Origin of the sequence: Nonomuraea aridisoli (assembly GCF_003236395.1) — a bacterium.
In the GTDB taxonomy this organism is placed as follows: Bacteria; Actinomycetota; Actinomycetes; order Streptosporangiales; family Streptosporangiaceae; genus Nonomuraea; species Nonomuraea aridisoli.
In genome coordinates this window covers 51,455-63,326 of the sequence record NZ_POUD01000018.1, presented here as the reverse complement: position 1 = coordinate 63,326, position 11,872 = coordinate 51,455, and the positions used below count along the sequence as shown (strand labels likewise).

Sequence of the window (11,872 nt, the reverse complement as noted above, 5' to 3'; positions counted from 1 at the left end):
GCGCCGTCCCGTGGGGTTCTCCGTGCGGGACGTGCCGGGCGCGGCCGGGGGAGCCGACGGAGGCGACCACGTACGCGCCCGCGCGGGCGGCGAGCTGGACGGCGAGTCGGCCCACCGCGCCCGACGCGCCGGTGACCAGCACGCGGGAGCCGGGTCCCGCCCCGGCGGCGCGCAGTGAGCGCAGCGCCGTGATGCCGGCCATCGGCAGAGCCGCCGCCGTCGCCAGGTCCACCCCGTCGGGCACCACCGCCAGCGCGTCCGTGTCGAACGCCACCCGTTCCGCCCACGCCCCCGCCCCGAACGCCGCCACCCGGGCGCCTGCCGCGGGCCCCGTCCCGTCGATGGCGGCCCGGACGACCACCCCGGCGGCGTCGTAGCCGAGCACGGTGCCCACCGGTAGCCGCCCCATCAGCCGGAGCTCGCTGAAGTTCACCGCCGCGTGACGCACCTCGACGACCGCCTGCCCCGGCGCCGGCTCGGGCTCGCCTGCCTCCACCAGCCGCGCTTCCAGCGCGGCCGATTCCGTGAGGCGGTCTTTCGTGACCATCCATGCGCGCATGACCCTGTTCCCCTCCGGCTACACGGACCGGCGGTCCGGTTCATGAGCCGGATACTATGGGGACCGGTGGTCCGGTTGCAAGGAGGGGTGGGCGTGCGGGCTGACGCGGCGCGTAATCGGGAGGCGATCCTGCGGGCGACCGAGGAGTTGCTGGAGGCGCACGGGGCCGAGCACGTGTCGCTGGATCGGGTGGCCGCGGCGGCCGGGGTGGGGAAGGGGACGGTGTTCCGGCGGTTCGGGAGCCGGACGGGGCTGTTCCAGGAGTTGCTGGCCGAACGGGCGACGGCGCTCGGAGCGGCCGTCGAGACCGCGGGGTCGCCGCTGGGACCCGGAGCGCCGCCCCTGGAGAGACTGCTGGCCTTCGTCGGCGAGCTCGCCGACCTCGCCGAGCGCAACCTCGCCCTCTTCGCCGCCCACGAACGCGCGTGCGCCGAGGACAAGTACCGCGATCCGACCTACCTCCGCTGGCACGCCCACGTGAGCGCCCTGATCGCCGAGGCCAGGCCGGGCATGGACGCCGGGTTCGCCGCCCATGCCCTGCTCGGCTCGTTCGACGCGGATCTGGCACGGCACGTCATGGCGGACGGTGGAGTGGAACGGCTCAAGTCCTCCGTCAGGGGACTCGTCCGGGCGCTCCTGACCTGAGAAGGGTCAGGAGCCGAACGCGTCGGTGGCCGCCTGGCAGAACGCCTTGAGGTCGTCCGGCTTGCGGCTGGTCACCAGCGTGTTGGGCCCCTCCGTGTCCACCACGACCTCCTGGTCCACCCACGTGGCGCCGGCGTTGCGCAGGTCGGTCTGCAGGCTCGGCCAGGACGTCAGCGTACGGCCGCGCACCGCGTCGGCCTCGATCAGCGTCCACGACGCGTGGCAGATGGCCGCCACCGGCTTGCCCGAGTCGAAGAACGCGCGGACGAACTGCACGGCCTTCGGCTGCGTGCGCAGGAAGTCGGGGTTGGCGACGCCGCCGGGCAGCACCAGGCCGTCGAACGAGGCCGCCTCGGCGTCGTCCACCGTCTCGTCCACGGCGAACCTGTCGGCCTTGTCCAGGTGGTTGAAGCCCTGGATCTGGCCCGACCGGGTGGAGACGAGCTTCGGCGTGCCCCCCGCCTGCTTGACCGCCTTCCACGGTTCGGTCAGCTCGACCTGCTCCACACCCTCGGGAGCGACCAGGAACGCGATGGTCTTTCCGTCCATCATGTGAATCCCCCTTGGACTGGTACTTTTCTTTTCCCCTATCCGGAGTTGGGGGGATGTATGCATCTTTACCCCCGAGGGGTATGCCTGGCCATCCACAGGGTGTGGGCGACGGCGGTTGCGGCGGCGCCGGCGGCGTACCAGAAGAGGTCAGGCGGGTTGAACGTGCTGCCCAGCACGGGCTGCAGCCACCGCGGGAGGCTCGCGAGCTGGGCGAACTCGATCGCCCAGCTGAGCGCCGCCGACGCGAGCGCGGCCGCCCACGGGCGGATGCGCGGCAGGAGCAATACCAGCAACAGGTAGATCAGCGCCGTGTAGAGCGCGTCGCCGCCGTACTTCGCGACCGGGCCGTCCCACAGCGTCCGCAGGCCGAGCCCGCAGATCACGATGGCGACGGCGGCGATCGCGGCGAGAGGTCGGGGCACCAGATCACGCTACTGCCATCGGTGGTTGAAAATTTACACCGAAAACGGAAACGAGACTGAAACAATTTTCCGCCATGCGTTGACATGCGGTCTCTCTATGGTGTGCCTTTCTCTACACAGGAACCCCCCGCCTGAAGGTGAGGCACTTATGAGGAAATGGTTCGCACGCCTGGCTGCGCTGGGCGTCGCGCTGTTAATCGCAGGGCAGGGCACCACAGCACTCGCCCAGGACCCGGCGGCGGGGAAGAAGGTGCTCCGCGTCGGCGCGACGCAGGCCATGGACTCCATGAACCCGTTCCTCGCGGTCCGTCTCGTCTCGACGTCGATCCACCGGATGATGTACGGCTTCCTGACGGTGCCCGACTCCAAGACGCTCCAGCCGAGCCCCGACCTGGCCGAGTCGTGGACGACCTCGGAGGACGGGCTCACGTGGACGTTCAAGATCCGTCAGGCGAAGTGGTCCGACGGCCAGCCGGTCACGGCCGAGGACGCCGCCTGGACCTTCAACAAGATCATGACGGACGAGGCGGCCAAGACGGCCAACGGCCCCGCCGTGGAGAACTTCGAGAGCGTCACCGCCAACGGCCAGGAGCTGACCATCAAGCTCAAGGCCCCGCAGGCGTCCATGCTGGAGAACCCGATCCCGATCATGCCGAAGCATGCCTGGGAGTCGGTCACCGACATGGCCAACTACGACGCCGAGAAGTACCCCACGCCGAGCAGCGGGCCCTTCATCGCGACCGAGCACAAGAAGGACCAGTACGTCAAGCTGCAGGCCAACCCCAACTACTGGCGCGGCAAGCCCAAGCTCGACGAGCTGCAGGTCATCTTCTACGCCAACCCGCAGGCCGCCATCGCCGGGCTCAAGACCGGTGAGATCGACCTGATCGGCCGGCTCAACCCGCCGGAGTACGAGGCCATCCTCAACGACCCCAACATCACCGCCTGGAACACCCAGGGCCGGCGCTCGGCGTACCTGCAGATCAACCACGGCGCCACCACCAACGACGACAAGCCCGTCGGCGACGGCCACCCCGCGCTGCAGGACGTCAGGGTGCGGCAGGCGCTGCACTACGCGATCGACAAGCAGAAGCTCGCCGACGACGTGCAGAACGGCCTGGCCAGGCCGGCCGACGGCTCGATCGTGCCGCCGATGTACCAGGACTTCTTCTGGGAGGCCACCGGCGACACCAAGGTCACCTACGACCCGGCCAAGGCCAACCAGATCCTCGACGACGCCGGCTACAAGCGCGGCCCCGACGGCGTCCGCACGATGCCCGACGGTGACCGCAAGCTGGAGTTCCGCTTCAGCATCCACACCGACACCCCGATCGAGGACAAGCTCGCCGAGTACCTGACCGGCTTCTTCAAGGAGATCGGCATCACGCTGACCACCAAGAAGCTCGACTCCAGCAAGTTCACCGAGGAGACCGGCGTCACCGGCCTGTTCGACATCGCGATCAGCGGCTGGTCGGTCAACCCCGACCCCGAAGAGGTCCTGGCCACCCACCTGTGCAGCCGGCGGCCGTCGCCGACCGGTGAGGGCGGCGGAACCGAGTCGTTCTTCTGCGACGAGACCTTCGAGGAGCTCTACCAGGAGCAGCTGAAGGAGCTCGACCGGCCCAAGCGCGCCGAGATCATCAAGCAGATGCAGGAGCGCCTCTACACCCAGGCGCCGGTCATCGCGATCTACTACACGAACGACCTGGAGGCCTACCGCAAGGACCGCGTCGTCAGCATCACGTCCATCCCCGAGACCGACGGCATCCTGTACGGCGGCAGCGGCTACTGGCCGTGGTTCACCGCCGACGTCAAGCCGACGGGCACGGCGGCCGGGGCGGCCTCGGCCGAAGGCGGCTCCAACACCGGCCTCATCGCCGGGGTGGTCGGCGCCGTCGTGGTCGTGGGCGCGGGCGCGTTCTTCCTGACCAGGCGGCGCAAGAGCACCGCAGACGAACGCGAATGACCGCACCACTCGACGCAGTGGAGCCCGCCGTCCAGGCGGCGGGCTCCGCCGAGGAGCCCCAGGCCCGCCGCGGCACGCTGCGCTACGCGCTGTCGAAGGCGGGCGGGGCGCTGTTCAGCATCGCCATGGTGATCGTCGGCACGTTCTTCGTGTTCCGGCTGCTGCCCGGCGACCCCGTGCGCAACCTCGCCCAGGGGCGCAACATGACCCCTGCGCAGCTCGACCTGGAACGCCACCGGCTCGGCCTGGACAAGCCGCTGATCGACCAGTTCTTCGACTTCGTCGGCGACACCCTCCGCCTCGACCTCGGCACCTCCTACGAGTACAAGCGGCCCGTGCTCGACCTCATCGGCGAGCGGCTCGGGCCCACCCTCCTGCTCACCGGCACCGGCCTGGTCATCGCGGTCAGCCTGGGCCTGTGGCAGGGCACCCACGCGGGCTGGCGGCACGGCAGCCGGTTCGACCGCTTCTCGACCGGCGCCTCGCTGGTGTTGTGGTCGGTGCCGACGTTCTGGCTCGGCCTGCTGCTCATGATGGTGCTCGGCGTCGGCATCGGGCCGATCCCGGGCCTGTTCCCGTTCCGGGGGATCGAGAGCATCGACGCGCCCGACGGGTTCGCGTACGTTCTCGACGTGGCCTCCCACATGGTGCTGCCGTGCCTGACGCTGGTGGCCGTGGTGTACGCGCAGTACCTGCTGGTCATGCGCTCCTCGCTGCTGGAGGAGGTCAGCCAGGACTACGTCACCGTGGCGCGGGCCAAGGGCCTGCGCGACGACGACGTGCGCAAGCGCCACGCGGTGCCCAACGCCCTGCTGCCCACGGTGACGCTGGTCTTCATGCGCATCGGGTTCGTGGTCGGCGGCGCGGTCACCGTGGAGACGATCTTCACCTGGCCCGGGCTGGGCCAGCTGTTCTACGAGGCGGTCAGCGTGCCCGACTTCACGCTCATGCAGGGCACGTTCCTGCTGATCACCGTCGCGGTGATCGTCATGAACACCCTGGCCGACGTGGTCTACCACATGATCGACCCGAGGGTGAGGTCGGCATGACCAGCGTCGCCACGGCCCGCAGGCGGCTCGCGCTGAGCCGTTTCTGGGCCGACTTCCGCAGGCAGCGGGCCGGAGTGGTCGGCCTGGTCATCCTGCTCGTCGCGGTGCTGCTCGCGCTCGTCGCGCCGCTGTTCATCGACGAGAGCGTGACCAGCGTCGTCACCGGCACCGGCCCCAAGTGGGCGCCGCCGAGCCTCGAGTACCCGTTCGGCACCGACGAGTCCGGCCGGTCCATCCTGCTGATGGTCTGGTGGGGCTCGCGCACGTCGCTGCTCATCGGCTTCCTCGCCGCGCTGCTCAGCATCGTGATCGGCATGGTCGTGGGCATCACCGCCGGCCACTTCCGCGGCTGGATCGGCGCGTCGCTGATGCGCGTCACCGACTGGTTCCTGGTGCTGCCCTCGCTGGTGACGGCGATGGTGCTGGCGGCCATCCTGGGCGGCAGCACGTTCACGATCATCATGGCGATCGGCGTCACCACGTGGCCCACGACCGCCCGGCTGATCAGGGCGCAGACCCTCGCCGTGGAGGCGCGGCCGTACATCGAGCGCTCGAAGGCCCTCGGCGCCGGGCACTGGCACATCACCACCCGCCACGTGCTGCCCAACGTGGCGCCGCTGCTGCTGGCCAGCACCACGCTGGAGGTGGCCAGCGCCATCGTCACCGAGTCGACGCTGGCCTTCCTCGGCGTCAGCTCCAACAAGACCTCGTGGGGCACGATGTTGCGCGGCTCGTACGACTGGGGCGCCCCCACGCAGGGCGCCTGGTGGTACATCCTCATCCCCGGCCTCGCCATCCTGGCCGTCGTCATGGCGTTCATGCTGGCCGGACGGGCGCTGGAAGCCGTGCTGAACCCGCAGCTCAGGAGGGCCTCATGAGTCTGCTCGAACTCGACGACGTGTCGGTGACGTACCGGATCGCCGCGGGCGAGGTGCCCGCGGTGCGCGGGGTGTCGCTGACGCTGGACTCCGGAGCGGCCCTCGGAGTCGCCGGCGAGTCGGGATCCGGCAAGTCGACGCTGGCCATGGCGCTCCTGCGGCTGCTGCCGAAGGACGCCCGCGTCGGCGGCCGGATCCTGCTCGACGGCGACGACGTGCTCACCATGAAGTGGGGTCGCATGCGCGCCGTACGGTGGGCGGAGGCCTCGATCGTCTTCCAGGGCGCCCAGCACGGGCTCAACCCGGTGCGCAAGATCGGCGATCAGATCGCCGAGCCGCTGCTCGTGCACGGCCTGGCCAAGCCGGACGCGGCCAGGAAACGCGTGACCGAGCTGCTGGAGCAGGTCGGCCTGCCCGCCTGGCGGGCGCGCAGCTACCCGCACGAGCTGTCGGGCGGCCAGCGGCAGCGCGTGATGATCGCGATGGCGCTGGCCTGCTCGCCGCGGCTGATCATCGCCGACGAGCCGACCACCGCGCTCGACGTCATGGTGCAGGCGCAGGTGCTGAGCCTGATCAAGGAGCTGGTGGCCGAGCAGGGCATCTCGCTGATCATGATCTCGCACGACCTGTCGGTGCTCGCCGACGTGTGCGACCAGCTCGCCGTCATGTACGCGGGCCGCGTCGTCGAGCACGGCCCGTCCCGCGAGGTCTTCCACCACGCCGAGCACCCCTACAGCAAGGCGCTGGCCGCCGCCTTCCCGACGGTCGGCGACCCCGTGTCGAGGATGGCGCCGAAGGGCCTGGGCGGCGACCCGCCCGACCCGATGCAGCTGCCCGGCGGCTGCTCGTTCCACCCCCGCTGCCCGGTCGCGCTGGAGGAGTGCGCGACCCTGGACGTGGAGCTGTGGCCGGCCGGTCCGGGGCGTACGGCGGCGTGCGTGCACGCCAGGGCTGACGAGGAGGTCTCATGACGGAGACGCAGACCACCGAGGACCCGGTCGGCACGACCCGGCCGGCCCTGCTGGAGGCCCGTGACCTGCACGTCGAGTTCGCCGCGCGGGGCCGGCGCGCACGCGCCGTGGACGGCGTCAACCTGGCCATCGGCGAGGGCGAGATCGTGGCCCTGGTCGGCGAGTCGGGCTGCGGCAAGACCACGCTCGCCCGCACCCTGCTCGGCCTCGAACGCCCGACCTCCGGCGAGGTCCGCTTCGGCGGCGCCGCGCTCGACTACGGCTCCAAGGCGCTCAAGGCCTACCGCAGGCAGGTGCAGCTCGTCCTGCAGGACCCGACGGGCTCGCTCAACCCCCGCCACACGGTGTACGAGGCCGTCGCCGAGGGCCCGCGCATCCACGGGCTGCCCGACGAGCGGGAGATCGTCTCCTCCGCCCTGTCCCGGGCGGGGCTGCGGCCGCCCGACCGGTTCTTCCTACGTTACCCGCACGAGCTGTCGGGCGGGCAGCGGCAGCGCGTGGTCATCGCGGGCGCGCTCGCGCTCGACCCGAAGGTGCTGATCGCCGACGAGCCGGTGGCCTCCCTGGACGCCTCCGTACGCGGTGAGATCCTCGCCCTGCTGCTCAAGCTGCGCGAGGAGCTGGGCCTGTCGGCGCTCGTCGTCACCCACGACCTCGGCCTCGCCTGGAACATCGCCGACCGGGTGGCCGTGATGTACCTCGGCAGGATCGTCGAGTCGGGGCCGGTCGAGCAGGTGCTGACCGCGCCGCGGCACCCGTACACGCAGGCGCTGCTGTCGGTGCTGCCGGAGTCGCCCGAGCGGGTGGTGCTGACCGGCGAGCCGCCGGACCCGACGCGCATCCCCGGCGGGTGCCGGTTCCACGCCCGCTGCCAGGTGCTCGCCTCGGGCAAGGCGGCCGAGGCGGGGGTGGACGGCAGGTGCCGCTCCGAGCTGCTGGACATCCTGCCCGCCGTGCCGGGCGCGCAGGCGGCCTGCCACTACGCGGAGGCCGTGCCCTAACCGTGCCCTAACCGTGTCCTAGCCGAGGTCGGCGTCGTGGACCAGGATCGCGGCCTGGACGCGGTTGGCCAGGCCCAGCTTGGCCAGCACCCGGCTGACGTGGGCCTTGACCGTGGCCTCGGTCAGGCGCAGCTCGCGGCCGATCTCGGCGTTGGACAGGCCGCGGGCCAGCGCCCTGATCACGTCCTCCTCCCGGCCGGTGAGGGTCGCCAGCTGCCTGCGGGCGGTCTCGGCGCGGGAGGGGGCGCGGTCGACGTACGAGGCGATCAGACGCTTGGTGACCGACGGGGAGAGCATGGCCTGGCCGTCCGCGACCGTGCGGACGGCGGCGGCCAGCTCGCGCGGCGGGGTGTCCTTGAGCAGGAAGCCGACCGCGCCGAGCCGCAGCGCCTGGTGGACGTACTCGTCGAGGTCGAACGTGGTCAGCATGATCACTTTGGGCGGCTGCGGCTCGGTCAGGACGCGGCCGGCGGCGGTCAGGCCGTCGGTGCCGGGCATGCGGACGTCCATCAGCACGACCTCGGGGCGCAGCCGCCGCACGGCCGAGACCGCCTCCACGCCGTCACGGGCCTCGCCGACGACGGCGATGTCGCCTGCGGCCTCCAGGATCAACCGCAACCCCGACCGCACCAGCTCCTCGTCATCGACGACGAGCACCCTGATCACGCGACCCTCCCGCGGCGCTCGCCGTCTCTCTGGCGGTGGCCGCCGTTTCTCCCGCAGTGCCCGCCGTTTCTCCCGCAGTGCCCGCCGTTTCTCCCGCAGTGCCCGCCGTTTCTCCCGCGGTGCCCGCCGTTTCTCCCGCGGTGCTCGCCCTCTCTCCCGCGGCCTGCGGCGGTCATGCCGGGATCCTGGCGCTGACCAGGAAGCCGCCGCCGTCCTCCGGGCTGGTGCGCAGGGTGCCGCCGAGGAGCTCCACGCGTTCGCGCAGGCCCACCAGGCCCCAGCCCGCGCCGGGCAGCTCATCGCGCGGCGCGCGCGGCGCGTCGTTGCGCACCTCCACCTCCAGCGCGTCCGCCCCGTAGCGGATGTGGACCTGGGTGCCGGCGTCGCCCGCGTGCTTGTGCACGTTGGTGAGCGCCTCCTGCACCACCCGGTACGCCGTCCGCTCGACCGTCGACTCCACCGGCCGGGGCTCGCCCTCGTCGTGCCGGGTCACCGCGATCCCGATGGCCCGGGACTGGTCGAGCAGCCGGTCGAGGTCATCGAGCGTGGGCGGCGGCCGGAGCTCGGCCTGGACGGGACCCTGCGGCGAGCGCAGCACGCCGAGCACGTCGCGCAGGTTGGCCAGCGCCTCCCGGCCGATCCCGCCGATCAGCGCCGCCGCCCGCGCCGTCTCCTCGTCGGACGCCCGCACCTCCAGCGCCCCCGCGTGCAGCACGATCAGCGAGACCCGGTGCGCCACGACGTCGTGCATCTCACGGGCGATCCTGGCCCGCTCCTGGGCCCTGGCCTGCTCGGCCCGCATGACCTGCTCGCGTTCGAGCCGCTCGGCCCGCTCCCTGGCCGCCCGCACCACCTCGCCCGTCCACAGGCCGAGCGCCACCGGCAGGCCGATCACGGCCAGCATCATGAACAGCGCGTTGCCCAGGGAGGCCGTCAGCAGCTCCTGCAGGCCGTCGCGCGCCTCGCCGACGATCGCGCCGATCCCGCACACGGCCACGCAGGCGCCGAGGTAGGCGGCGATCCCGCGGGGCCGGGGAAGAGTGCGGCCGGCGTAGTAGGAGGCGAGCATCAGTGGCGGCCACACGACCAGCCCGGCGTAGGCGACGGCGCCGAGGACGGCCAGCGGCCACCACGACCGTCGCGCGTGCCAGGCGGCGAGCCCGGTGGCGGCGGCGATCGTGAGCTGCACCGGCATCGGCAGACCGGAGGGCACCCCCATCTGCCCGTTGAGGACGGCCAGCGAAAGCGCGGACATGGCGACGCCGAGCAGAACGAACCGCATGGTCACAGCGTACGGATGGCGCCGGAGCCGGTGTTACGACGAAAGTAGGGGGCGTTGATCGACGATCGGGGCGGGCGCCGGGCCGGCCGCCGGTGCCAGCGTGGTCGCCATGCGGAGAACACTCGCCCTGACCGTCCTGTCATCGCTCGCCCTGACCGCCCTTGCCTCCCCGGCGCACGCCGCCTCCCCGGCGCACGCCGCCGACCTCGCCCTGCCGAAGCCGACCGGAAACAAGCCGGTCGGCCTGGCCACCCTGCACCTGGTGGACAAGAGCCGCCCCGACCCGTGGAACCCCGAGGCGGACCGGCGGGAGCTCATGGTCTCGCTCTGGTACCCGGCCAAGAAGGCCACCGGCAAGCCCGCGCCGTACATGCCGCCGCAGGTGTCGGAGGCGGTCCTCGCGGACTACCCCGTCGCGGACAAGGACGTGCTCACCGAGGTGAGGACGCACGCCCGTCTCAACGCGCCCGCCGCCGCGGGCAGGCGGCCGCTGGTCGTCATGTCGCCCGGGTTCAGCTTCCCGCGCGCCACCCTGACCTCGCTGGCCGAGGACTTCGCCAGCAGGGGATACCTGGTCGCGGCCGTGGAGCACACCTACGAGTCGCTCGCCACCGTCTTCCCCGACGGCCGTACGACCCCGTGCCTGGCCTGCGTGGAGGGCCAGGACCACGCCAAGGTGGCCGCGGGCCGGGTGAAGGACGTCCGGTTCGTGCTCGACGAGCTGTCCGAGGGCCGCTGGGGCAAGCTGATCGACCGGTCGAAGATCGCCATGGTCGGCCACTCCATCGGCGGGTACTCCGCCGCAGAGGCCATGATCGCCGACCCGCGGATCAAGGCCGGCGTCAACCTGGACGGCACGTTCCGGCCCACCGGCTCGGTCAAGCGGCCCTTCATGCTGGTCGGCGCGCCCGCCTCCCACACGCCGGACGGCACGGACGACTCCTGGAAGAAGGCCTGGCCCCGGCTGACCGGCTGGAAGCGCTGGATCACGGTGAAGGGCGCCGACCACTCGTCCTTCGTCGACTACGCCGTCCTGCGGCCGCAGCTCGGCCTCCCGGCGCAGGAGATCGACGGCGAGCGGGCGCTGGAGATCACCCGCGCCCACCTGGCGACCTTCCTCGACCGGCACCTGCTCGGCAGGCGCACCCCGGTCGAGGACTACCCCGAGGTCGCCGACCACCGCCCCTAGAAGGCGCTGATGGTGGCCGGGGCGCGTTCGGCGCGGCTCAGGGTGCGGATGACCGCCGTCGGCCCGTGGCGGTGCACGGCCAGCTTGGCGAGCAGCTCGACCACCGGGTCGATCACCATGGCGGGCAGCGCCGGCGTGGGCAGGCCGACGCTGGCCGCCAGGTCGTCGGCGTGCACGACCAGCTCGACGCAGCGGGTGAGCAGGAAGTCGTCCAGCCGCAGTGACCAGCCCGACCACGGCAGGTGCACGACGCGGTCGGCGGGCTCGCCCGGCAGCACCGAGCTCTGCAGGTCGAGCATCGCCTGCGCCCGTTCGACCAGGACCGCGGGCCCGGCCGCCGCGGCCGCCTCGCCGCCGCGCCGGATGCCGAGGTTGCTCTCGTGGTCGAGCCCGGCCTGCACCCACGGGGAGCGCGAGTAGTGCTCGAGCAGCGAGATGGGCTCGGCGACCTCGCCGTTCTGCGTGAGCACGTCGCCGACGCGGACGAACTGGTGGGCCAGGTGCCCGGCCAGCCCGGCGACGCTGAACTCGGTGAGCGCGCTCGGCTTGTCCCAGGACGCCGCCACGGCCGGGTCGCCCAGAAGCGACACCGCCGACTCCGCGGCCACGAGATAGGACTGCCTGCTTTCCCCCATGGTCACCCTTTCCGGATAGAGCTGCTTTTCGGAAGGAGACAACCAGTCGCGCGCGGT

13 protein-coding genes are annotated in these 11,872 nt (G+C 71.8%); 7 read left to right on the top strand and 6 right to left on the bottom strand.

Features of this window, described 5'->3' with window-relative positions; all coding sequences use genetic code 11:
- Positions 1-559, bottom strand: a 559-nt coding sequence (locus C1J01_RS07315) for an alcohol dehydrogenase catalytic domain-containing protein (protein ID WP_438943099.1), incomplete at its 3' end; no start/stop codon positions are given.
- 93 nt (positions 560-652) lie between these two features.
- Between C1J01_RS07315 and C1J01_RS07310 the strand changes: the two genes are divergently transcribed.
- Entirely contained in the window at positions 653-1,204 is a 552-nt protein-coding gene (locus C1J01_RS07310; protein WP_235854299.1) for a TetR/AcrR family transcriptional regulator, read from the top strand.
- A gap of 6 nt (positions 1,205-1,210) precedes the next feature.
- Here the strand turns inward: C1J01_RS07310 and C1J01_RS07305 are convergent, their stop codons facing one another.
- Both C1J01_RS07305 and C1J01_RS07300 read right to left on the bottom strand, forming a co-directional pair.
- The gene (locus C1J01_RS07305; protein ID WP_111177351.1) at positions 1,211-1,756 is read right to left on the bottom strand and encodes a type 1 glutamine amidotransferase domain-containing protein; all 546 of its coding nucleotides are present in this window, start codon (positions 1,754-1,756) and stop codon (positions 1,211-1,213) included.
- 65 nt (positions 1,757-1,821) lie between these two features.
- Complete coding sequence (locus tag C1J01_RS07300; protein ID WP_220039779.1) at positions 1,822-2,178, bottom strand: DUF2809 domain-containing protein; 357 nt, start codon at positions 2,176-2,178, stop codon at positions 1,822-1,824.
- 148 nt (positions 2,179-2,326) lie between these two features.
- On the opposite strand from C1J01_RS07300, the gene C1J01_RS07295 reads away from it, so the two are divergent.
- From C1J01_RS07295 to C1J01_RS07275, 5 genes are read left to right on the top strand one after another with little or no spacing between them, the layout of a single operon-like run.
- Positions 2,327-4,144 carry an ABC transporter substrate-binding protein gene (locus C1J01_RS07295; protein WP_111177347.1) on the top strand — a complete coding sequence of 606 codons (1,818 nt, stop codon included), beginning with the start codon at positions 2,327-2,329 and terminating at the stop codon, positions 4,142-4,144.
- Positions 4,141-5,193 carry an ABC transporter permease gene (locus C1J01_RS07290; protein ID WP_181448616.1) on the top strand — a complete coding sequence of 351 codons (1,053 nt, stop codon included), beginning with the start codon at positions 4,141-4,143 and terminating at the stop codon, positions 5,191-5,193. The genes C1J01_RS07295 and C1J01_RS07290 overlap by 4 nt, the downstream gene beginning before the upstream one ends.
- Positions 5,190-6,071, top strand: coding sequence for an ABC transporter permease (locus C1J01_RS07285; protein ID WP_111177343.1), 882 nt, complete (start codon positions 5,190-5,192; stop codon positions 6,069-6,071). Before C1J01_RS07290 ends, C1J01_RS07285 begins: the two co-directional genes overlap by 4 nt.
- Entirely contained in the window at positions 6,068-7,042 is a 975-nt protein-coding gene (locus C1J01_RS07280; protein WP_111177341.1) for an ABC transporter ATP-binding protein, read from the top strand. The genes C1J01_RS07285 and C1J01_RS07280 overlap by 4 nt, the downstream gene beginning before the upstream one ends.
- Positions 7,039-8,043, top strand: coding sequence for an ABC transporter ATP-binding protein (locus C1J01_RS07275; RefSeq protein WP_111177339.1), 1,005 nt, complete (start codon positions 7,039-7,041; stop codon positions 8,041-8,043). Before C1J01_RS07280 ends, C1J01_RS07275 begins: the two co-directional genes overlap by 4 nt.
- A gap of 18 nt (positions 8,044-8,061) precedes the next feature.
- Here the strand turns inward: C1J01_RS07275 and C1J01_RS07270 are convergent, their stop codons facing one another.
- Positions 8,062-8,709, bottom strand: coding sequence for a response regulator (locus C1J01_RS07270; RefSeq protein WP_111177337.1), 648 nt, complete (start codon positions 8,707-8,709; stop codon positions 8,062-8,064).
- Between the two features lie 172 nt (positions 8,710-8,881).
- Positions 8,882-9,991 (bottom strand): sensor histidine kinase, encoded by a 1,110-nt coding sequence (locus C1J01_RS07265; RefSeq protein ID WP_111177375.1) that lies wholly within the window; start codon positions 9,989-9,991, stop codon positions 8,882-8,884.
- A gap of 109 nt (positions 9,992-10,100) precedes the next feature.
- Here C1J01_RS07265 and C1J01_RS07260 point away from each other — a divergent pair, with 109 nt between their 5' ends.
- Positions 10,101-11,180, top strand: a complete 1,080-nt coding sequence (locus tag C1J01_RS07260) for an alpha/beta hydrolase family protein (protein ID WP_111177373.1) — start codon at positions 10,101-10,103, stop codon at positions 11,178-11,180.
- Here C1J01_RS07260 and C1J01_RS07255 read toward each other — a convergent pair.
- On the bottom strand, positions 11,177-11,815 hold the full coding sequence (locus C1J01_RS07255) for a maleylpyruvate isomerase N-terminal domain-containing protein (RefSeq protein WP_111177335.1): 639 nt from the start codon (positions 11,813-11,815) through the stop codon (positions 11,177-11,179). The two genes, C1J01_RS07260 and C1J01_RS07255, sit on opposite strands and share 4 nt — an antisense overlap.
- Between the last annotated feature and the right edge of the window lie 57 nt (positions 11,816-11,872).